Consider the following 21,931-nt stretch of genomic DNA (forward strand, 5'->3'; position numbering starts at 1 on the left):
CGTCATGGGCGGGGGCGCCGTATGAGCCGCGTCGCCGAAGGCGTCTCCCCGCTCGAACTCGCCGACTACCAGAAGGCGGTACGCCTCGTCCTGCGGCACCCGCTGATCACGCCGGGGTACCCGGACAAGACGGCGCTGGCGACCGTGCGGCGCTGGGCCGGGCAGCTGCGCACCGACCTGATGGAGGCACTCGGCCACCGGCTTGTCACCACCGCCGACACCGCCCGGCTCCAGCGCGCCCAGGACGGCCTGGACGCCACCCGCCCGGCTCTCACCCGCGTGGGCCGCCCCTTCGACCGCCGCCGCTACGCCTACCTCGTCCTCACCCTCGCCGCGGTCGGCCGCCACGGTGCCCAGGTGGCGCTCGGCGAGCTGGCCGACGCGGTCGCCGCCGACGCCGTACGCATCGACGGACTCGGGCTCGACACCGCACGCAAGCCCGACCGGGACGCCTTCGTCGACGCCGTCACCTGGCTCACCGAACGCGGCGCGCTCACCCTCGCCGACGGCTCCGCCACCGCCTGGGCCGGCGACCCCGAGCGGGCCGAGGCACTTTACGACATCGACCGGGAGATCATCCTCGCCGTCCACCACCCGACCCGCGTCCTGCAGCACCTGACCTCGGTCACCGCGCTCCTCGACTCCGGCAGCGCGCTGGGCCTGTCCGCGGGGCGGGCCGCGCAGCGCCGCGACCAGGCCCGCCGGGCCCGTCGGCTGGTGCTGGAGAACCCGGTCGCGTATTACGCCGACGCGGACAGCGAACTCCTGGGCCAGCTACGGGCCCCCGCCCTCGCCGAGGACCTGGAGCGGCTGACCGGGCTGACTGTGGAGCGGCGGGCCGAGGGCGTGGCGCTCGTCGACACCTCCGGGAAGCTGTCCGACATCCGCTTCCCCGGTGGCGGGACGGTCGCGCAGGCCGCGCTGCTCCTGGCCGCGCGGATCAGCGCCGCCGCCCAGCGCCAGGGACGGCACGCCCTCGAACTACTGCCCGCGCCCACCGCAGCCGAACGCCTCGCGGCGCGCGCCCTGCGTATCGACGCGGCCCTGCCGTCGCGCGGGCTGGTCGCCGAACTCGCGGAGCCGGACCAGGAACCGGTGAACGAGGAGCCGGCGTACGAGGCGTCCGGTGACGAGGGGCGGATACCAGGGGAGACCCGGTATCCCTTCGTCACGGACTCCTGGCTCCGGGGCAGACTCAAGGAGATCACCGCCGAGTACGGCGCGGGCTTCGCCGCCGATCTGCGCGGCGACCCGGACCGGCTGCTCGGCCAGGTCCTCGACCTGCTGGCCGCCATGTCGCTGATCGCCCGGGTCGACGGCGGGGCCCTCGCCCTTCCGATGCTCGCCCGCTACCGGGGGGTCACGGCCCGCGTGAGAACCCGCACGGCGGCCGGGCCGCCGAGCCAGACCGCCCTGTTCGCCGACGACACCGCCAACGAAACCGCCGAGGACCCGACTCCGTGAGCACCCCCGCTCCCACCCAAGCCCCCACCCCCTCCGCCCGGTTCGTCCCCACCCGCGCCGGGATCGTCAACCTGTGGGACTACCGGGACGAGGAGTTCTCCTTCGCGGGCGGCTGGCTGGTGCTGCGCGGGCCCAACGGGTCCGGCAAGACCAAGGCCCTCGAAGTCCTCTTTCCCTTCGTCCTCGACGGCCGTATCGACCCCAAGCGGCTCAACCCGTTCGCCGCCGAGGACCGCACGATGAAGTCCAACCTGCTCTTCCGCGGGCAGGACAGCGCGCTCGGCTACGTGTGGATCGAGTTCACCCACCGGGACACCGGCGAGGCCGTCACCTGCGGCATCGGGCTGCACGCCCAGCGGCACCGCGACACGCCCGCCCGCTGGCACTTCGTCGCCGACGGCCGTGTCGGCGAGGACTTCTCGCTCCTCACCCACGACGACCGGCCGATGACGAGGAAGCAGCTCGCCGCCGAACTCGGACGCGAGCTGATCACCTCCACGGCCGACTACCGCGCCGCCGTCGACCGGCGCCTGTTCGGCCTCGGGCCCGAGCGGTACGAGCAACTGCTTACCCTGATTCTCACGTTGCGCCGCCCGCAGCTCGCCAAGAACCTCGACCCGGCCAAGCTCTCCGACACCCTCACCGCCGGTCTGCGCCCCCTCGACGACGACCTGATCGCCGAGGCGGCGCGATCCTTCGACGACATGGAGTCCGTGCAGCGCACTCTGGAGGGGCTGGCCGCCGCCGACGACGCCACCCGCGCCTTCCTCGCGAGCTACTCCACCTATCTGCGCGTCCACGCCCGCAGCGCCGCGGACCGGCTCACCGCCCGCCGTACCGAGACCGCCGAGCGCGCCGCCGCGCTGCGCACCGCCACCGCGGACCTGACGTCGGCCCGTGAGCAGCAGGCCTCCGCCGAGACGCGCGCCGAGTCGGCCGACGCCTCGCTCGCCGCCCAGCGCGCCCGTCTCGAACAGCTGCGCTCCTCCGCCGCCTACCAGGCCGTCGAGCAACTGGCCGACCTGGAACGCCTGGTGCGCACCTGCGAGCAGACCGCCCGACAGGCCGCAGCTGAACGCGAGCGCCGTACGGCCGCCACCGGCCGCGCCCGCGCCGAGGCCGAACACGCCGCCCGCCTCGCCGCCGAACTCGACGCCGCCGTCTCCCGGGACGCCGCCGCCGTCGCCGACCACGCCCACACGGCCGGCCTCCCCTGGACCCCGGCCGACGCCGAGCCCGCCCGGCTCGCCGACCGCTCCGCCGCGCTCGCCGCCGCCCGCCACGAGGGCGTCCGGGCGGTGCGCGCCGCCCAGCAGGCGGCACGCACCGCCGAGCAGACCCGTGACCTCGCCCGGATCTCCCTCGACCGAGCGCAGGAGGCCGTCACCGCGGCCGAGACCGCGGAGACCGCCGCCGAGTCGGATCTCGAATCCGCCCGCGAACAGGCCCGCACGGCGCTCGGCCAGTGGGTGGAGACGCACGGCGGGCTGCTACCGGAGGAGGGGCGCGGCCTGCTGGCCCGTGCCCTCGAACTCACCGGTGAGGCGGAGGCGTTCACGCTCGCCGACGCCTTCACCGAGGCCGCCGCTCCCGCGGTTCAGGAACTGCGGGACACCCTCGCCTCCCTGCGCGCCCGGCGCACCGACGTCGAGCGCCGCCGCGCCGAGACGCAGGCCGAACGCGACCGGATCGCGGCCGAACACGACGACGCTCCGCCCCCGGCCCGGGGGCGCACCGCCGACCGGTCGTCCGGTGACGGCGTTCCACTGTGGCAACTCGTCGACTTCGATGACGAACTGACTGAGCGTCAACAAGCTGACCTGGAGGCCGCCCTGGAGGCGTCGGGCCTCCTCGACGCACTCGTCACCGCCGACGACAACCCCGTCGCGGCCGGGCACAGCGAGGGTTACCTCCGCGCCGGCACCCCGGTGAGCGGCCCGAGTCTGGCCGATCTCCTGAGGCCCGACGACCCCGAGAACCCGGAGGGCGGCGCGGCGATCCCGGCCGCCCGGATCACCGCCGTGCTGAGCTCCGTCGCCGTCACCGGTGACCTCGACACCGGGACACCGCAGATCAGCCCCGACGGCCGGTACGCGGCCGGTGTCCTGGTCGGCGCCCACACCAAGGAGCACGCCGAGTACGTCGGCGCCACCGCCCGCGCCCGCAGGCGTGCCGCCCGGATCGCGTCCTGCGAGGCGCTGCTGGCCGAACTCTCCGCTCAACTGGACGAGTCGGCACGCGCCGAGGCCCGTACGGACGCCGCCCTTGACGCGTACGCCGCCGCCCGCGCCGCCCTGCCTCGCACCACCGGCATCACGCAGGCGCTGCGCGAACTCGACCGGGCCGCGGCAAGGCTGCGCGCCACCCGCGACGCCGCCGACGCCGCCCAGGGCTCGTACGACGAGTCGGTGGCCGCCTGCTCGGTCGCCGAGCGCGTCCTGCGCCGCACCGCGGCCGAGCACGCCATCGAGACCGAACGCGTCGACGCCGTCGAGACCGCCACCCGCGCCTTCGAGACGGCGGTCCGCGAACTCGTCGCCCGCCGCCGCGAACACGCCCGCCAGCGCGAGGCGGCCGAGGCCGCCGCCGACCGGCTCGGCGCCGCCGCCGAGGACGAGGAGGCGGCGGCGGGCACCGAGCGCGCGGCGCGCCGCCGGCACGCCGAGGAGGCGGCGGGCCTTGAGGCCCTTCAGGAGGCCGTCGGGGCCGAGGCGCAGGAGGTGATGCGTCAGGTGCAGGAGACCGAGGACGGGATCGACGCCCTGGTGACGGAGACCGAGGCGGCCCGCACCGCCCAGCACACCGCCATCGCGGGCACCGCCGCGGCCGAGGCCCGTTCTACGGCCGCCGCCGAGGCCGGGGCGGTCGCCGCGGCGGAGGAGAAGGACACCGCTCGCTCCCTGCGCCCGTACGCGGCCCGGGAACTCCTCGACATCCTGCGCTGCCCGCCCGGCCTCGCCTGGCCCGCCCAGGAGGCCGACTGGGCGGGGGAAGCTCTTCCGCCGGCCGTGATCGCCGTACACGAGGCGATCCTGACCGCGACGCGGGACCTGACCCCCACCGAGAGCAGCCTCAAGCAGTCCGTCACCCGGCTCACCAAGGCCCTGGAGGACCTCCAGGCGCAGCTCGCCGCCGCCGGACAGGACTACCGGCCCGAATGGGACGGCTCCGACGGACTCATCCTCGTCCGCGTGGCCGACGAGGAGGGCCCGCTGCCCGTCGCCGCTTTCGCCCAGAAGATCTCCTCCCACCGCCGTGACCAGGCCGAACTGCTCTCCGAGTCCGAGCAGCGCATCCTGGAGGACGCCCTGCTCACCCGGCTCGCCCAGCAGATCCACGACCGTACGGTCGACGCCCGTGACCTGATCCGGCGCATGAACACCGACATGCGCAGGCGGACGATGTCCTCGGGGACGACGGTCGGGGTGAGCTGGCTGCTCGCCGACCACCTAGACGACGAACAGCGTGCCGTCTGCGCCCTCCTCGACGCCGACGCCGCCCGCCTCGGCCCCGAGGGTCTCGCCCGGGTGCGCACGCACTTCGCCGCGCAGATCAAGACCGCCCGCGCCCGCCACCGCGACCAGCCCTACCGCGAACTGCTCGCCGAGGTCCTCGACTACCGGCGCTGGCGGCACTTCGCCTTCCAGCTCGTACGTCCCGACAAGAGCGAGGAGCGGCTCACCCGCGCCCGGCACAGCCGGCTGTCGGGCGGCGAGCAGTCGGTTTCGCTGCACCTGCCGCTGTTCGCCGCCGCGCACGCCATGCTCAACTCCGCCGACCCGCACGCCCCGCGCCTGCTCGCCCTCGACGAGGCCTTCGCCGGAGTCGACGACACCGGGCGCGGCGAACTCATGTCGCTGGCCGCCCAGTTCGACCTCGACCTGTTCATGACCGGCTACGACCTGTGGGCCGCCCACGCCTCCGTGTCCGCCGCCGCCCACTACGACCTCGCGCACACCGCCGTCGACCACACCGTCTCCGCCCTGCTGCTCGTCTGGGACGGTGACCGGCTCCTGGCCGACGACACCGGTGACCTGACCGCCGCCCTCGGCTCGCCCGGCACCCGGCGCGTCCCGACTCCCGAGGAGGCCGAGGTTGTCGGCTGAGCGGCGGGAAAGCCATGGATACGACGAGCTGCGGGGCGAGGGATGGACGCGATTGCTCGCCGCCGCCCGCCGTCGGCTGGAGCGCACCGGCGGCGCGCTCGACGGCGACATCGGGCTCACGACGCCCAGCGAGGCCGAACGCCGTACCGTCATCGGCATCACCGGCCGCTACCGGCCCGAGACCGTCAAGCGTCTCGCCGTACCCCTGCGCGACCTGGACGGGTATCTGTACGACCGCTACGGCACCGGTCTCCTCCAGACCCTCGGCCGACTGCACGGCCCGCTGCGGGACCGGCCGGCCGAACGGGCCGGTGAGCAGGCCCGCCGGGAGCAGGCTCTGACGTCGGCCCACTCCAGCAGGCTCGCCGGGGAGGGATGGTTCGCCGCCTGGCTGGAGGGGATCGCCGCCGACGGCACCCTCACCCGTCTCGTACGGCGCGGGGACGCGCCGCTCCTCGACGCGGCGGTACGTGTCCTCGAAAGGCTGGCCGATGACGGGGAACGGATCCCCGGACCTGCGGTCGGCGCCCTGCCGCTGCCGGTCCTCGCCGAGTGGGCCACCGGTGACACCAAGGCCCTCGTCCCGGGCACCCCGCTCGAACAGCTCGTCCTGCGCGCCCTCGCGCGGCGTACCGGCGACGATGCGGCCGTACCGCGTGATCGGGCCGGGCGGCGCGCCTTGTGGGAGAGCGCCGGGGCCATCGCCGACGACCTCGCCAGCCAGGTACTCGTCCTCAACATCGGGGCCGAGGGCGACACCGTGGTCTGCGACTGGCTGCGCGACGCCGCCGACTTCGGCATCCCCTTCCGGCTCACCCTTCACCAGCTCGCCACCGACCCCGTCGTCCCCGCCGCCCGCACCGTCTTCGTCTGCGAGAACCCGGCCGTGCTGCGTGCCGCCGCCGGCGAACTCCAGGACACCGCCGCGGCCCTCGTGTGCACCGAGGGCGTCCCGTCCGCCGCCTGCCACAAGCTGCTGGGCGACGCGGTGCGCGCGGGAGCCCGGCTGCACTGGCGCGCCGACTTCGACTGGGCCGGCCTGCGCATCACCGCGGCCGCCATGGCCCGCCACGATGCCCGCCCCTGGCGTATGACCGCCGCCGACTACACGGCGGCACTCGGCGAGGGCGAGTCCACCCCGCTCGCGGGACCGCCCGCGGCCAGCCCCTGGGATCCTGGACTGGCCCTCGCGATGGAGGCGTCGGGCAGCGCGGTGATGGAGGAACGCCTCCTGCCCGCGCTCCTGTCCGACCTCGCCGGCACCTGACCCGGCGTCCGGTGGTGGTCGGATCGATCTGTGCACCACGTTGTGTCGTCCGGCATTCACCGGCGAGCCGGTGGCGGTTCCCGAGCCCTCGGGGGCCGACTGGAACGGCGCGTCTTCTCAGTGAGCGCCGGCTTCCGGTTCCGGTACGGGGAGTTCGTCGAGGTCGAGGGTGAAGGTGCGGCCGTCGGCCAGGGGGATGGGGAGCTTGCCCGTGCCGTACGCGCGGGTGTGTGCGGTGCTGTAGCCGCTCGCGGTGGGCTCGGTGTGCAGGACGACTTCCCGGGCGTAGGGATCCACGACGAGGTAGACGGGGATGCCGTACCGGCCGTACTTCGCGGTGCAGTCGTCGTAGTCCTTGCGGGCGGAGGACGTGGAGACGACCTCCGAGATCAGCAGGACGTCCTCGAAGCTGTACCGCTTGCCTTCCTTGCGCGCGTCCTCGCGCAGGACGGCCAGGTCGGGGGCGGAGTTCTCGTCGGCGGGGAAGTCGATGTAGACGTCGGAGGTGACCTTCGCATGACGGCCGAGGGCGGCGGCCGAGTCGATCTGCATCGACCTGATGGTGCTTGAGTGCTCCTCGCTCTGCGGGGTCATGATCACCTTTCCGTCGGCCCCGAACAGGACCGTGTAACCCTTGGGGAACTCGGTGTGCACGATCGCGTCGACACTCATGAACGGTGCTCCTTTCCCGTGTGCCGTCATGATACGGCGGTGAGCGCCGCACAACTGGGCGGAACAGCAGGTGGGCGGACCCGGCGCCGCGGGGTACGGACCTCTCCCGCCCGCCGTGATCGACAACGGCGCCTTCGACGCGTACCGGGAACATCACGGTCGACTCGAACACGAAAGGCAGCACACCGCCCGCTACAGCAGGACTTCGTCGTCGGCGCGCGACCACCACACGGCTGCTCACTCACCGCCAGACACATCCTGCATCCATGGTGCGGGCGGCGTATCCGGCGCTTATCGCGTGCCGCGAACCCGCAGGTCAAGAGCCTTTTTTCATGGGGACATCATGGGGACTTTTCGGGGACTTTCAAGTCTGTCCCAGGGACTTTCCGGGGACGTTCCGCCGCGTAAGCAGGGAAGCCCCCGACACCGCTCAAAGACACGAAAGCGCTGCTCAGGGCCCGTCCCCTCAGCATTCGATGATGTTCACCGCGAGCCCGCCCCGGGCCGTCTCCTTGTACTTGACGCTCATGTCGGCGCCCGTGTCCTTCATGGTCTTGATGACCTTGTCCAGGGACACCTTGTGGGAGCCGTCGCCGCGCATGGCCATGCGGGCCGCGGTGACCGCCTTGACCGCGGCCATGCCGTTGCGCTCGATGCAGGGGATCTGGACCAGGCCGCCGACCGGGTCGCAGGTGAGGCCGAGGTTGTGCTCCATGCCGATCTCGGCGGCGTTCTCGACCTGTTCGGGGGAGCCGCCGAGGACCTCGGCGAGGGCGCCCGCCGCCATCGAGCAGGCCGAGCCGACCTCGCCCTGGCAGCCGACCTCGGCGCCGGAGATGGACGCGTTCTCCTTGAAGAGCATGCCGATCGCGCCGGCGGCGAGGAGGAAGCGGACGACTCCGTCCTCGTCGGCGCCGGGAACGAAGTTGATGTAGTAGTGCAGGACGGCCGGGATGATGCCGGCCGCGCCGTTGGTGGGGGCGGTGACGACCCGGCCGCCGGCCGCGTTCTCCTCGTTCACGGCCATCGCGTAGAGCGTGATCCACTCCATCGCGTGCGCCAACGGGTCGCCCTCGGCCCGCAGCTGGCGGGCGGTCACGGCGGCCCGGCGCTTCACCCGGAGTCCGCCCGGCAGGATGCCCTCACGGGACATTCCGCGCGAGACGCAGGCCCGCATCACCCGCCAGATCTCCAGCAGGCCCGCACGGATCTCCTCCTCGGTGCGCCAGGCCCGTTCGTTCTCCAGCATCAGCGCGGAGATCGACAGCCCCGTGTCCTTCGTCAGGCGCAGCAGCTCGTCGCCGGTGCGGAAGGGGTACTTCAGGACCGTGTCGTCCAGCACGATGCGATCCGCGCCGACCGCGTCCTCGTCGACGACGAACCCGCCGCCGACCGAGTAGTACGTCTTGGAGAGGATTTCGGCGCCCTGCGCGTCGTACGCCCAGAGGGTCATGCCGTTCGCGTGGTACGGGAGCGCTTTGCGGCGGTGCAGTTTCAGGTCGTCGTCGAAGGAGAACGCGATCTCGTGCTCGCCGAGCAGCGACAGGCGTCCCGTGCTCTTGACCGTCTCGATGCGGTCGTCGGCCGTCTCCACGTCCACCGTGCGCGGCGAGGCGCCCTCCAGGCCGAGCAGCACCGCCTTCGGGGTGCCGTGGCCGTGGCCGGTCGCGCCGAGGGAGCCGTACAGCTCGGCGCGTATCGAGGTGACGGGCGCCAGCAGCCCCTCGTTGCGCAGGCGGCGGGCGAACATGCGGGCCGCGCGCATCGGCCCGACGGTGTGGGAGCTCGACGGGCCGATGCCGATCGAGAACAGGTCGAAGACCGAGATGGCCACGGGAACTCCTCGGGAAAGAGCGGGGGCACACGCCATCGGGTGCCCCCACCAGGGAACTACTTGTCGAGACCGGGGTACAGCGGGTACTTGTCGGTCAGGGCCACCACCCGGGCCCTGAGCGCCGGGGCGTCGAAGGACGGCTTCAGCGTCTCGGCGATCACGTCCGCGACCTCGGCGAAGTCCTCGGCCGTGAAGCCGCGGGTGGCCAGCGCCGGGGTGCCGATCCGCAGGCCCGAGGTGACCATCGGCGGCCGCGGGTCGTTCGGGACGGCGTTCCGGTTGACCGTGATGCCGACCTCGTGGAGACGGTCCTCGGCCTGCTTTCCGTCCAGCTCCGACTCGCGCAGGTCGACGAGGATCAGGTGCACGTCCGTGCCGCCGGACAGGACGTTCACCCCGGCCTCGCGGGCGTCGGCGGCGGTGAGCCGCTCCGCCAGGATGCGCGCCCCGTCCACGGTACGGCGCTGGCGCTCCTTGAAGTCCTCCGAAGCCGCGACCTTGAAGGAGACCGCCTTCGCCGCGATCACGTGCTCCAGGGGGCCGCCCTGGAAGCCCGGGAAGACGGACGAGTTCAGCTTCTTCGCGAAGTCCTTCTTCGCCAGGATGATGCCGCCGCGCGGGCCGCCCAGCGTCTTGTGGGTGGTGGAGGTGACCACGTCGGCGTACGGCACCGGGTTCGGGTGCAGCCCCGCCGCCACCAGGCCGGCGAAGTGCGCCATGTCGACCCACAGGTAGGCCCCGACCTCGTCGGCGATCCGCCGGAACTCCGCGAAGTCCAGCCGGCGCGGGTACGCCGACCAGCCCGCGATGATCACCTTCGGCCGGTGCTCCTTGGCGAGCCGCTCCACCTCGGCCATGTCGACCAGACCGGAGTCGTCGACGTGGTAGGCGACCACGTCGAACTGCTTGCCGGAGAAGTTCAGGCGCATGCCGTGGGTCAGGTGGCCGCCGTGGGCGAGGTCCAGACCCAGGATGGTGTCGCCGGGCTGGGCCAGCGCGAACAGCGCCGCCTGGTTGGCGGAGGCACCGGAGTGCGGCTGCACGTTGGCGTACTCGGCGCCGAACAGCTCCTTCACCCGGTCGATGGCGATCTGCTCGGTGACGTCGACGTGCTCGCACCCGCCGTAGTAGCGGCGGCCCGGGTAGCCCTCGGCGTACTTGTTGGTGAGGACCGAACCCTGCGCCTCCATGACCGCGAGCGGAGCGAAGTTCTCCGAGGCGATCATCTCCAGGGTGGACTGCTGGCGCTCCAGCTCGGCGTCGACCGCGGCGGCTACCTCCGGGTCGAGCTCGTGCAGGGGCGTGTTCAGAACGGACATCTGTTTCTACGACTCCTTGGCCGGGGTCCGCCGCGGCTCTCAGCCGGCGGTGAAGGCGGTGTACTCGTCGGCGGAGAGCAGGTCGCCCGGCTCGTCCGTGACGCGCACCTTGAACAGCCAGCCGCCCTCGAAGGGGGCCGAGTTCACCAGGGACGGGTCCTCGACGACGTCCTCGTTGACCGCGGTGACCTCACCGGTGACCGGCGCGTACAGGTCGGACACCGACTTGGTCGACTCCAGCTCGCCGCAGGAATCGCCCGCGGTCACCGTGTCGCCGACCGCCGGGAGCTGGACGAAGACGACGTCACCGAGCGCGTTGGCCGCGTGCTCCGTGATGCCGACCGTCGCCACGCCGTCCTCGGCGGCCGTCAGCCACTCGTGCTCCTTGCTGTAACGCAGCTGCTGGGGGTTGCTCATGGCCTGAATTCTCCTGTACGCGGGGGAGTGCTGGTGAATGGGGGACTGCTGGGAACGTGCGTGATCAGCGGCGATGTGTGCCGGATCACGCCCGGTGGCCGCTGCCGGCGCTCGTGGCGGCGATCACTTCTGGCGCTTGTAGAACGGCAGCGACACGACCTCGTACGGCTCGTGACTGCCCCGGATGTCCACGCCGACGCCCGCCGTGCCCGGCGCCGAGTGCGCCGCGTCGACGTACGCCATGGCGATCGGCTTGCCCAGGGTCGGGGAGGGGGCACCGGAGGTGACCTCGCCGATGACCTCGCCGCCGGCGACCACCGAATATCCGGCGCGCGGCACCCGGCGGCCCTCGGCGACCAGGCCGACGAGCACCCGCGGCGGGTTCTGCTCCGCACGTACGGCGGCCTCGGCGAGCGCCGCGCGCCCCACGAAGTCGCCCTCCTTGCCGAACTTCACCACCCGGCCGAGCCCGGCGTCGAAGGGGGTCAGCTCCGTGGTCAGCTCGTGCCCGTAGAGCGGCATGCCCGCCTCCAGGCGCAGGGTGTCCCGGCAGGACAGCCCGCACGGCACCAGGCCCACCGGGGAACCCGCCTCGGTCAGCGCCTGCCACAGCTCCACCGCGTGCTCCGGCTTCACGAACAGCTCGAAGCCGTCCTCGCCGGTGTAGCCGGTGCGCGCGATCAGCGCCGGGACGCCGGCGACGGTGCCGGGCAGCCCCGCGTAGTACTTCAGGCCGTCCAGGTCGGCGTCGGTCAGGGACTTCAGGATCCCGGGCGACTCGGGCCCCTGGACGGCGATCAGGGCGTACGCGTCCCGGTCGTCGCGCACCTCGGCGTCGAAGCCGGCCGACCGTTCCACGAGCGCGTCGAGGACGACCTGGGCGTTGGAGGCGTTGGCGACGACCAGGTACTCGGTCCCGGCCAGCCGGTAGACGATCAGGTCGTCCAGGATGCCGCCGTCCTCGCGGCAGATCATGGTGTAGCGGGCGCGGCCGACGCCCACGGAGGCGATGTCGCCGACCAGGGCGTGGTTCAGCAGCTCGGCCGCCTGGGGGCCGGTCACGGTGATCTCGCCCATGTGGGAGAGGTCGAAGAGCCCGGCCCTGGTCCGTACCGCGACGTGCTCGTCGCGCTCGGAGCCGTAGCGCAGGGGCATGTCCCAGCCGGCGAAGTCGGTCATGGTGGCGCCGAGCGAGCGATGCAGGGCATCGAGCGCGGTGCGGCGGAGTGCGGCGGAATCGGTACTGCTCATCGGTCGGTCGTCTCCCGGAGGTCCCAAGGGCATGACAGGCGAGGTCTGTCCTCCCCATCTGTCATCGGAACCTGAGAGGTTCGCCCTGACCACGAATGTGATCACGGCTTGCACCTTGGGTGGAGCCACTGACACAGCGGCCCGCTTTTCAGATGTGCCTCGCCCGCGCGGTAACGGGGGCCTGAGAGATTCAAGGGAGGGACTTGCTCCTTCGGCGCCCCAGCGAAGACGGCTGGGGACTCTCCCGCGCGGATTCAAGCGGCCGGTATGCAGTTGGCGCGGACATCATTGCACGCCGCCCGGACGCACGGCAGGCCGGACTCGGCTGCTGGCTCTGTGACGCGGCTGTGGCAGGACGGGCACGGAATCGCGAGACACCGTAGATTACCTTTCCTTTACATTAAGTGGGGAGAACCTTTCCTGAACCCCCAGGGAGGACGGAGGACGGTCACGGTGACAAGGACCACGGCATACGCCACGACGACGGGTGCCGCCCTGCCCCGGCAGCCGACGGCCCCGGCCCGCGAGCGGCGCGGCGAGTTCCCCCAGGCCCGGCCGCGCCCGCGCGCGGGGACCCCCGGCGCGCCGGTCGTCCGCGACCTGCGCGACCGCGCCGGGCACAGCCCGCACGGCCTGCTCTTCGGCCCCCGCGACCTGGTGGTGGTCACCGGGCTGCCCGGCAGCGGCAAGTCCACCCTGATGCACCGCACCGTCCAGGGGATGCGGATCGACTCGCAGGACACCCGTGACCGCTGGGACGCCCGCCTGGCCCGCCTCCTGCCGTACGCCGTCTACCGCCCGCTGGTCCGCCTCGCCCACTACGCCGGGCTGCGCCGGGCCCTTCGCGCCGGCGAAGGAGTGGTCGTGCACGACTGCGGGACGCAGGCCTGGGTCCGCGACTGGCTGGCCCGCGCGGCCCGCCGTCGCGGCGGCACCCTGCACCTGCTCCTCCTGGACGTCACCGCCGGCACGGCACTGGACGGGCAGCGCGAGCGCGGCCGGGGCGTCTCCCGGTACGCCTTCCTGCGCCACCGCCGGGCGGCCGGCCGGCTGCTGCGCGCGGTGGAGAAGGGCGAACTGCCCGCGGGCGTCGGCTCGGCGGTCCTGCTGGACCGGGACGCGGCGGACGTACTGCGCCGGATCGCCTTCGCGAACTGATCCGCCCGCGCGGGCATCCCCTTCCCCGGCCGAACCGGCTGGTGGGGTGGCTTTGTCGGTGTCACCCGCTAGCCTTTCCAGCCTCAGCAGTGGTTCCCAGCAGGCGGTAGACAGATGGACTTCCCGGCGGACGTTCCCGCGGACTTCCCGGCACAGGCACACCCCCACCCGCACGGCGGGTGGCCCGGCAACGAACTGGAGGAGGTCCTGTCGGCCTCCCTCGGCGTACCCGCCGCGGCGGGCCGCCTCATCGAGGTACTGGGCCGGAGCTTCCTGTGGATCCCGCTGCCGGAGGGCGGCGGCCCGCACAGCGGCCCGCTGGACCTGCCCACGACGGAGATAGCGGGCCAGGTGTACGTGCCGGTCTTCAGCTCCGAGGAGCAGTTCCGCCTGGTGGCCGGCTCCCACCTGTCGTACACGGTCGCCCCGGCCGTCGAGTTCGCCCGCGGCCTGCCCCCGCAGGTCGGCATCGCGGTGAACCCCGGCGGGGTGGTCGGTGTCCCGCTGCCGCCGGAAGGGGTCGCCCAACTCTGCCGGGCCGGCCTCGGCGAGCTGGACGGCCCCGCCTCGGGCGGCCGGGTCCGCCTCTTCGAACCGGACTGGCAGGACGACCCGATGGACTTCCTGGCCGCCGCGTCGGCCGAGTTCGCCCAGATCGGCGTGGTCGCCGCGGCCCGCCGCTGCCTGGCCGCGGTCGAGACGGCGGACCCCGTGATGTTCGTGGGCGTGGAACTCTCCCAGTGGGAGGGCGACCTGCGCGCCCTGCCCCTGGAGGCCCTGGGCAAGGCGCTGGGCCGGGTGCCGGTGAAGTGGCCGGTGAACCTGGTCCTGCTCGACGTGGCCGACGACCCGGTGGGCCACTGGATGCGGGAGAACGTCCGCCCCTTCTATCAGTACGGCCACTGAAAGCGCCCCGCCGGGGAGGCGGGGCGGTGCCGAGCTGCGGTTCGGCCGCCCGGGCGGGCTCGGCCACGACGAAACCCGCACCCGCCGACGGACAATCGGCGCCACCTCCCCTGGCGCTTAAGCTGTCTCCAAACGCGGGGCGGCCTCCATACGCGGGCCACCAGATGAAGGGGCGGTAACACGTGAGCGCCAGCGGCACCGCGGCGACCGGTCAGGTCGAGCACATGCTGCGCCAGGTAACCCCCGGGCGCTACGACGCCTACGAGGCACTCCTCCGCGCCCTCGCCACGCCCTCCTCCGGCCAGATCTGGATGCTGCTCTGGCACGGCCAGGCCGGCTCTCCCGACGCCCAGTACGGGAACATGGAGGTCGACGGCCACGGTTACGCCCCCTGCGTGACCTCGGCCCAGGAGCTCTCCGCGAGCGGCTGGAACCGGTCGTACGAGGTGGTCGACGGCATCGACGTGGCCCGCACGCTCTACCCCGACCACTTCGGCCTCTGGCTCAACCCGCACGCCCCGGGCGGCGGCGTCGGCATCCCCTGGCTGGACCTGCGCCGCATCGCCACCGGCCTGGACCGCCAGCCGGCCGGCCCGCTGCGGCTCACCGAACCGGCCATCGAGATCCCGCAGTTCTACGCCCTGCTGACGCAGAACGCCCACCGTACCCCCCCGGTCCGCTCCCTGCGCCGCGCCTGGGTCCAGCCGGCGCTCGGGGCGCCGTACCTCGCGATCGGCCTGGACGTGTACGACACGTCGCCGCCGGCGGTGGACTCGGTACGGGCGATGATGCAGCAGTCGATCGGCGCGGCGCCGGACGGACTGCCGGTGTCGACGGTGGCGATGACCGACGAGTACGACCCGGTCGTGATGTGGATGCGGGCGACGGCACGCCCCTTCTACGACCGCGAGGCCCACGCCGCACTGCCACCGGCGCCGGCTTCGGGGTACGGGTATCCGCCGGCCCAGGGCGGCTATTGACGCGCCGGAGCGCCCTCCCTCGGGCCGGTCGAGAGGGTTCACAAGCTTTGCGTGACCAACACATTTCTCCGCGCGTAGATGACGATGGAACGTTCCGTTCCGCCCGAATTCGACGTTAAATCCCAAGTGGCCCGCGTCCGAGAGGCGTTACCCACTGTTCGGATAACGGAATCCCTCGGACTGCATCACGGTTGCGCATACTTTCTTCGCCAGCTCTGGCGGGTGATCGCGGCGACGCTGAAGACTCGCCAGTCAGACGCGAGGTCGGTTTAAACCTCGTGATCGAGCAAGTCGACAAAGCCGCAATCCGCGGCTGGCGTAGGCCGGTCACCGCCGGCGAGAGGGGTCGCTCACCGTGACCGCACCGATCGAGACCACCGGATCGGCAGCCGAGGCGCAGCCGGAAGCTGTGCTGGAGGGTGTTGACAGCCGGCAGATCGAGGGCCGTTCCCTCGGCCAGATCGCCTGGTCCCGGTTCAAGAGGGACAGGGTCGCCGTCGCGGGCGGCGTCGTTGTCGTCCTGCTGATCGTCGTCGCGATCCTCGCCCGGCCCATCCAGGCCATGTTCGGTCTCGACCCCAACGCCTTCCACCAGGAGCTGATCGACGCCAACACCTCGCTGCCGACCGGCGGCTGGGGTGGCATGAGCCTCGACCACCCGCTGGGTGTGGACCCGAAGTTCGGCCGTGACATCGCCACCCGCATCCTGGAGGGCTCCTGGGTGTCGCTGGTGGTGGCCTTCGGCTCGACCATCCTGTCCAACGTGATCGGGGCGGTCCTCGGCGTCGTCGCCGGCTACTACGGCGGCCGCGTGGACTCGGTCATCAGCCGGCTGATGGACACCTTCCTCGCCTTCCCCCTCCTGCTGTTCGCCATCGCGATCTCCGCCACCCTGCAGGGCGGAGCGTTCGGCCTGAACGGACTCCCGCTGCACCTGAGCGTGCTCATCTTCGTCATCGGCTTCTTCAACTGGCCCTATCTGGGCCGGATCGTGCGCGGCCAGACCCTCGCCCTGCGGGAGCGCGAGTTCGTCGACGCCTCCCGCGGCATGGGTGCCAAGGGCCCGTACATCCTGTTCCGTGAGCTGATGCCCAACCTGGTCGGTCCGATCATCGTCTACTCGACGCTGCTGATCCCGACCAACATCCTCTTCGAGGCGTCCCTCAGCTTCCTCGGCGTCGGCATCCAGCCCCCGCAGGCGTCCTGGGGCGGCATGCTCCGTGAAGCGGTGACGTACTACCAGGTCGATCCCGAGTACATGATCGTGCCCGGCCTTGCCATCTTCGTGACCGTGCTGGCGTTCAACCTGCTCGGTGACGGTCTCCGCGACGCTCTCGACCCGCGCAGCCGCTGAGGCCTGCCGGCACCGAGAGCCCGACAAGTTTCCGACAATGGAGGGGAACCCACCCATCATGCGAAGGTCAGCGCTGGCCGCGATCGCGGCCATCGGCTCCGCCACCCTGCTGGTTGCAGGGTGCAGCAAGGCCGATGACAACAAGGACGGCAACGGCGGCAGTTCCGCCGCGGCCAACGCGGCTACCAAGGGTGTCGTCAACGCGTCCGACAAGAAGGGCGGCACGGTCACCTACGAGCTGTCCGACGTCCCGGACTCGTTCGACCCCGGTAACACGTACTACGCGTACATGTACAACTTCAGCCGGCTGTACGCCCGCCCGCTGATGACGTTCGAGCCCGGCCCCGGTTCCCAGGGCAACAAGCTGGTCCCGGACCTCGCCGCGAGCAAGGGCGTCCCGAGCGACGGCGGCAAGACCTGGACGTACAAGCTGCGTACGGGCCTGAAGTACCAGGACGGCACGGCGATCACGTCCAAGGACGTCAAGTACGCCGTCGAGCGTTCCAACTTCGCGCGTGACGTGCTCTCCCTCGGCCCGAACTACTTCCAGCAGTTCCTGGTCGGCGGCGACAAGTACAAGGGCCCCTACAAGGACAAGAGCGCCAAGGGCCTCACGTCCATCGAGACGCCGGACGACACCACGATCGTCTTCCACCTGAAGACGGCCTTCCAGGAGTTCGACTACCTGGTCTCGGCCCCGCAGACGGCCCCGGTCCCGCAGGCCAAGGACAACGGCGTCGACTACGTCAAGAACATCGTGTCCTCGGGCTCGTACCAGTTCCAGAGCTACCAGGACGGCAAGCAGGCGGTGCTGGTCCGCAACAAGAACTGGGACCCGAAGACCGACCCGCTGCGCAAGCAGCTGCCGGACAAGATCGTCGTCAACCTGAAGGTCAACGCCGAGACGATCGACAAGGACGTCCAGGCCGGCGACGCGATCGACCTCGGCGGCACCGGTGTCCAGGCCGCCACGCAGGCCCAGGTGCTCACCGACGCCGGCAAGAAGGCCAACACGGACAACACCTACGGTGGCCGTCTGGTCTACATGGCGATCAACACCAAGCTGAAGCCGTTCGACAACGTCGCCTGCCGCAAGGCCGTCGAGTACGCGATCGACAAGGTCTCGGTGCAGACCGCCGAGGGCGGCCCGATCCGCGGTGACATCGCCACCACGGTGCTGCCGCCGGACATCACCGGCTACTCCAAGGCGGACGTCTACGCCACCACCGGCAACAAGGGTGACGTGGCCAAGGCCAAGGAGCAGCTGAAGACCTGCGGCAAGACGTCGATCAGCACCAACATCACGGCCCGTTCGGACCGCCCGCAGGAGATCGACGCCGCCACGGCGATCATCAACTCGCTCAAGCAGGTCGGCATCAACGCCACCCTCAAGCAGTACCCGTCGGGCAAGTACTTCACCGACTACGCGGGTGTCCCGAACTTCGCCAACAAGCAGAACGTCGGCCTGATGATGATGCAGTGGGGCGCCGACTGGCCGTCCGGCTACGGCTTCCTGCAGCAGATCCTGAACGGCCAGGCGATCAGCCAGTCCGGTAACACCAACCTGTCGCAGTACGACAACAAGACGGTCAACGACCTGCTGGCCAAGGCGATCGGGACGCAGGACGACACCGCGCGCAACACCATCTACACGCAGATCGACAAGCAGACCATGGACGACGCCGCCCTCGTGCCGCTGACTTACTTCAAGGTTCTGCTGGCCCGCCCGACCACCTTCACCAACCTGGTTTCCACGGCGGCCTTCAGCGGTCAGTACGACTACCTCAACATCGGCGTAGCGTCGAAGTAGCAGCCCCGGAAGGCAGGTGAAGGCATTGGTGCTCGCGGGCCGAGAGGCCCGCGGGCACCAGCGCCGATCCCCGTGATCTCGTACATCCTCCGTCGGACGCTCGCAGCGGTGATCCTGCTGCTGGTCGTCTCCGCGGTCACCTTCGCCATCTTCTTCGTGCTGCCGCGACTCGCCGGGCAGACCGCTGATCAGCTGGCGCAGCAGTACATCGGCAAGAGCCCGTCGAAGGCGGACATCGCCGCGGTCAAGCACAACCTCGGTCTGGACCAGCCCGTCTACGTCCAGTACTGGCACTTCATCAAGGGGATCGTCTCCGGCGCCACCTACGACCTCGGCCCCACCACGGTGCACTGCAACGCACCGTGTTTCGGCTACTCCTTCAAGACCCACCAGGCGGTCTGGCCGCAGCTGACCTCCCGGATGCCGGTGACCCTGTCGCTGGCCTTCGGCGCGGCCGTGCTGTGGCTGGTCTCCGGCGTGGCGATCGGCGTCGTCTCCGCGCTGAAGCCCCGCTCGTTCTTCGACCGCACCTTCATGGGTGTGGCCCTCGCCGGCGTCTCGCTGCCCATGTTCTTCACGGGCAACCTGGCGATCCTGCTCTTCACCTACCAGTGGCCGATCTTCGGCCGCACCTACGTCCCGTTGACCGAGAACCCGGCGCAGTGGGCCAACACCCTCATCCCCGCCTGGTGCTCGCTCGCTCTCCTGTATTCGGCCATCTACGCGCGGCTCACCCGCTCGGGCATGCTGGAGACGATGAACGAGGACTACATCCGCACGGCCCGCGCCAAGGGCCTGCGCGAGCGCAAGGTCGTCGTCCGGCACGGACTGCGTGCCGCGCTCACCCCGATCATCACCGTCTTCGGCATGGACCTCGGTCTGCTGCTCGGCGGCGCGGTGATCACCGAGACCGTGTTCTCGCTGCACGGCATCGGCCAGTACGCGGTGCAGGCCATCGACGACAACGACCTGCCCCCGATCCTCGGCGTGACCCTGCTCGCCGCCTTCTTCGTCGTGATCGCAAATCTCCTGGTGGACCTGCTCTACGCGGCCGCCGACCCGCGGGTGAGGCTCTCGTGACCGAACTCTCCAAGACCGGCGCCGCCGTGGGCGAGCCCACGCAGGCAGGCCCGTCCGACGCCTTCCTCGAAGTCCGCGACCTCAAGGTGCACTTCCCGACGGACGACGGCATCGTCAAGTCCGTCGACGGCCTCAGCTTCTCCCTGGAGAAGGGCAAGACCCTCTCCATCGTGGGCGAGTCCGGCTCCGGTAAGTCCGTCACCTCGCTCGCCATCATGGGCCTGCACCGGCTCGGCCCCCGCGGCAAGAACGTCCAGATGTCCGGCGAGATCTGGCTGGGCGGCAACGAGCTGGTGAACGCGTCCCCGGACGAGGTGCGCCGGCTGCGCGGCCGCGAGATGGCGATGATCTTCCAGGACCCGCTGTCCGCGATGCACCCGTACTACAAGATCGGCGACCAGATCGTCGAGGCGTACCGGGTCCACCACGACGTCAGCAAGAAGGTCGCCCGCGCCCGCGCCATCGAGATGCTCGACCGGGTCGGCATCCCCGAGCCCGCCAAGCGCGTCGACGGCTACCCGCACGAGTTCTCCGGCGGTATGCGCCAGCGCGCCATGATCGCCATGGCCCTGGTCAACAACCCCGAGCTGCTCATCGCGGACGAGCCGACCACCGCCCTCGACGTCACCGTCCAGGCGCAGATCCTCGACCTGATCCGCGACCTGCAGAAGGAGTTCGGTTCCGCGGTCATCCTCATCACCCACGACCTGGGTGTGGTGGCCGAGATCGCCGACGACGTCCTGGTGATGTACGGCGGCCGGTGCGTGGAGCGCGGCCCCGTCGACGAGATCTTCGAGAAGCCGCAGCACCCCTACACCTGGGGCCTGCTGGGCTCGATGCCGCGCATCGACCGGGATACCTCCGACCGGCTCATCCCGGTCAAGGGCCAGCCGCCGAGCCTCATCAACGTCCCCTCGGGCTGCGCCTTCCACCCGCGCTGCCCGTACGCGGACCTCCCCAAGGGGAACGTCACCCGCACGGTCCGCCCCGAGCTGCAGCAGGTCGACGGCGGCCACTGGTCCGCCTGCCACCTGTCGGCAGAGGACCGCACGCGGATCTGGACCGAAGAGATTGCGCCGAAGCTGTGAGCGACACGAAGAAGACCGATGACGCCGTCATCCCGCAGCAGGCGTCGGCTCCCGAGAAGGCCTCCGGAGACCGGGAGGTGCTGCTGAAGGTCGAGGGCCTGGAGAAGCACTTCCCGATCAAGAAGGGCATCCTGCAGCGCCAGGTCGGCGCGGTGAAGGCCGTCGACGGCATCGACTTCGAGGTGCGCAAGGGCGAGACCCTGGGCGTGGTCGGCGAGTCGGGCTGCGGCAAGTCGACCATGGGCCGGGTCATCACCCGGCTCCAGGACCCGACCGGCGGCAAGGTCACCTTCGAGGGCCAGGACATCACGCACCTGTCCACCGCGAAGATGCGCCCGCTGCGTCGCGACATCCAGATGATCTTCCAGGACCCGTACGGCTCCCTGAACCCCCGGCACACCATCGGCTCGATCGTCTCCGCGCCGTTCCGGCTGCAGGGCGTCGAGCCGGAGGGCGGGGTGAAGAAGGAGGTCCAGCGCCTCCTGGAGCTGGTGGGTCTGAGCCCCGAGCACTACAACCGCTACCCGCACGAGTTCTCCGGCGGCCAGCGCCAGCGCATCGGCATCGCACGGGCACTGGCGCTGAAGCCGAAGCTGGTGGTGGCCGACGAACCCGTCTCCGCCCTGGACGTCTCGATCCAGGCGCAGGTCGTCAACCTCATGGACGACCTTCAGGAGGAACTGGGCCTGACCTACGTGATCATCGCCCACGACCTCTCCGTCGTCCGGCACGTCTCGGACCGGGTCGCGGTGATGTACCTCGGCAAGATCGTCGAACTCGCCGACAGCGGCAAGCTGTACGAGTCGCCGATGCACCCGTACACCAAGGCGCTGATGTCCGCGGTTCCGGTCCCGGACCCGAAGCGCCGGGGCCAGAAGAGCGAGCGCATCCTGCTCCGCGGTGACGTGCCGTCCCCGATCGCCCCGCCGTCCGGCTGCCGTTTCCACACCCGGTGCTGGAAGGCGACGGAGATCTGCAGGACGACCGAGCCGCCGCTGCTCGAACTCCGTCCGGGCCAGCGGGTCGCGTGCCACCACCCGGAGAACTTCGCCGACCAGGCCCCGCAGGACACGGTTCTGCTGACCGCGGCGAAGGAGGCCTCGGAGCTGGTGGGCGAGGCGGTGCTGGAGGAGTCGGCGGAGCCGTCCGAGGCCGATGCGTCCGCGGTTGAGGAACCGGCGGCCGAGAGCGCGGAGACCGAACCTGCGGTTGAGGAACCGGCGGC

General features: G+C 71.2%; 16 protein-coding genes and 2 riboswitches. Of the genes, 11 read left to right on the top strand and 5 right to left on the bottom strand.

Going from position 1 to position 21,931, the window contains the following annotated elements; genetic code table 11:
* Nucleotides 1-21: 21 nt before the first annotated feature.
* Genes LQ326_RS34700 through LQ326_RS34710 form a run of 3 tightly spaced genes read left to right on the top strand, consistent with a single transcriptional unit; the run spans nt 22 to nt 6,837 of the window.
* On the top strand, nt 22-1,464 hold the full coding sequence (locus LQ326_RS34700) for a TIGR02678 family protein (protein ID WP_234543045.1): 1,443 nt from the start codon (nt 22-24) through the stop codon (nt 1,462-1,464).
* Entirely contained in the window at nt 1,461-5,570 is a 4,110-nt protein-coding gene (locus LQ326_RS34705) for a TIGR02680 family protein (protein ID WP_234543046.1), read from the top strand. Before LQ326_RS34700 ends, LQ326_RS34705 begins: the two co-directional genes overlap by 4 nt.
* Nucleotides 5,560-6,837 carry a TIGR02679 family protein gene (locus tag LQ326_RS34710; RefSeq protein WP_234543047.1) on the top strand — a complete coding sequence of 426 codons (1,278 nt, stop codon included), beginning with the start codon at nt 5,560-5,562 and terminating at the stop codon, nt 6,835-6,837. Before LQ326_RS34705 ends, LQ326_RS34710 begins: the two co-directional genes overlap by 11 nt.
* A gap of 117 nt (nt 6,838-6,954) precedes the next feature.
* Here LQ326_RS34710 and LQ326_RS34715 read toward each other — a convergent pair whose 3' ends face one another.
* The 5 genes from LQ326_RS34715 to gcvT form a co-directional block, all read right to left on the bottom strand.
* Nucleotides 6,955-7,509, bottom strand: a complete 555-nt coding sequence (locus LQ326_RS34715) for a Uma2 family endonuclease (RefSeq protein WP_234543048.1) — start codon at nt 7,507-7,509, stop codon at nt 6,955-6,957.
* A gap of 466 nt (nt 7,510-7,975) precedes the next feature.
* Nucleotides 7,976-9,343: an L-serine ammonia-lyase gene (locus LQ326_RS34720; RefSeq protein ID WP_234543049.1), complete on the bottom strand. Its 1,368-nt coding sequence runs from the start codon at nt 9,341-9,343 to the stop codon at nt 7,976-7,978.
* A 56-nt stretch (nt 9,344-9,399) separates the two neighbouring features.
* A complete protein-coding gene (gene glyA, locus LQ326_RS34725; RefSeq protein WP_234543050.1) occupies nt 9,400-10,662 on the bottom strand; it encodes a serine hydroxymethyltransferase in 1,263 nt (420 codons plus the stop codon).
* A 39-nt stretch (nt 10,663-10,701) separates the two neighbouring features.
* Nucleotides 10,702-11,079 (bottom strand): glycine cleavage system protein GcvH, encoded by a 378-nt coding sequence (gene gcvH, locus LQ326_RS34730; RefSeq protein ID WP_234543051.1) that lies wholly within the window; start codon nt 11,077-11,079, stop codon nt 10,702-10,704.
* Between the two features lie 123 nt (nt 11,080-11,202).
* Nucleotides 11,203-12,330, bottom strand: a complete 1,128-nt coding sequence (gcvT, locus tag LQ326_RS34735; protein WP_234543052.1) for a glycine cleavage system aminomethyltransferase GcvT — start codon at nt 12,328-12,330, stop codon at nt 11,203-11,205.
* Nucleotides 12,331-12,378: 48 nt separating this feature from the next.
* Nucleotides 12,379-12,488, bottom strand: a riboswitch (glycine riboswitch).
* A riboswitch (glycine riboswitch) is annotated at nt 12,489-12,587 on the bottom strand.
* Between the two features lie 196 nt (nt 12,588-12,783).
* Between gcvT and LQ326_RS34740 the strand changes: the two genes are divergently transcribed.
* From LQ326_RS34740 to LQ326_RS34775, 8 genes are all read left to right on the top strand, one after another.
* Nucleotides 12,784-13,488, top strand: coding sequence for an AAA family ATPase (locus LQ326_RS34740; protein WP_234543053.1), 705 nt, complete (start codon nt 12,784-12,786; stop codon nt 13,486-13,488).
* 114 nt (nt 13,489-13,602) lie between these two features.
* Nucleotides 13,603-14,394, top strand: a complete 792-nt coding sequence (locus LQ326_RS34745) for an enhanced serine sensitivity protein SseB (protein WP_234543054.1) — start codon at nt 13,603-13,605, stop codon at nt 14,392-14,394.
* Nucleotides 14,395-14,576: 182 nt separating this feature from the next.
* Nucleotides 14,577-15,374, top strand: coding sequence for an enhanced serine sensitivity protein SseB C-terminal domain-containing protein (locus LQ326_RS34750; RefSeq protein WP_234543055.1), 798 nt, complete (start codon nt 14,577-14,579; stop codon nt 15,372-15,374).
* Between the two features lie 355 nt (nt 15,375-15,729).
* A complete protein-coding gene (locus LQ326_RS34755) occupies nt 15,730-16,728 on the top strand; it encodes an ABC transporter permease (RefSeq protein WP_234543056.1) in 999 nt (332 codons plus the stop codon).
* 58 nt (nt 16,729-16,786) lie between these two features.
* Entirely contained in the window at nt 16,787-18,538 is a 1,752-nt protein-coding gene (locus LQ326_RS34760) for an ABC transporter substrate-binding protein (protein WP_234543057.1), read from the top strand.
* A 72-nt stretch (nt 18,539-18,610) separates the two neighbouring features.
* Nucleotides 18,611-19,618, top strand: a complete 1,008-nt coding sequence (locus LQ326_RS34765) for an ABC transporter permease (protein ID WP_234543058.1) — start codon at nt 18,611-18,613, stop codon at nt 19,616-19,618.
* Entirely contained in the window at nt 19,615-20,706 is a 1,092-nt protein-coding gene (locus LQ326_RS34770) for an ABC transporter ATP-binding protein (RefSeq protein ID WP_234543059.1), read from the top strand. Before LQ326_RS34765 ends, LQ326_RS34770 begins: the two co-directional genes overlap by 4 nt.
* Nucleotides 20,703-21,931: ABC transporter ATP-binding protein (locus tag LQ326_RS34775; RefSeq protein WP_234543060.1), on the top strand; the 1,229-nt coding region annotated here is incomplete at its 3' end. The genes LQ326_RS34770 and LQ326_RS34775, both read left to right, overlap by 4 nt.

This window comes from Streptomyces shenzhenensis (assembly GCF_021462265.1).
Lineage (GTDB): Bacteria > Actinomycetota > Actinomycetes > Streptomycetales > Streptomycetaceae > Streptomyces > Streptomyces shenzhenensis.

Excerpts from the sequence above, each read along its gene's own strand:
- LQ326_RS34700 (WP_234543045.1), top strand. The coding sequence starts at position 22 with ATGAGCCGCGTCGCCGAAGGCGTCTCCCCGCTCGAACTCGCCGACTAC.
- LQ326_RS34715 (WP_234543048.1), bottom strand. The coding sequence starts at position 7,509 with ATGAGTGTCGACGCGATCGTGCACACCGAGTTCCCCAAGGGTTACACG.
- glyA (WP_234543050.1), bottom strand. The coding sequence starts at position 10,662 with ATGTCCGTTCTGAACACGCCCCTGCACGAGCTCGACCCGGAGGTAGCC.
- gcvH (WP_234543051.1), bottom strand. The coding sequence starts at position 11,079 with ATGAGCAACCCCCAGCAGCTGCGTTACAGCAAGGAGCACGAGTGGCTG.
- gcvT (WP_234543052.1), bottom strand. The coding sequence starts at position 12,330 with ATGAGCAGTACCGATTCCGCCGCACTCCGCCGCACCGCGCTCGATGCC.
- LQ326_RS34745 (WP_234543054.1), top strand. The coding sequence starts at position 13,603 with ATGGACTTCCCGGCGGACGTTCCCGCGGACTTCCCGGCACAGGCACAC.
- LQ326_RS34760 (WP_234543057.1), top strand. The coding sequence starts at position 16,787 with ATGCGAAGGTCAGCGCTGGCCGCGATCGCGGCCATCGGCTCCGCCACC.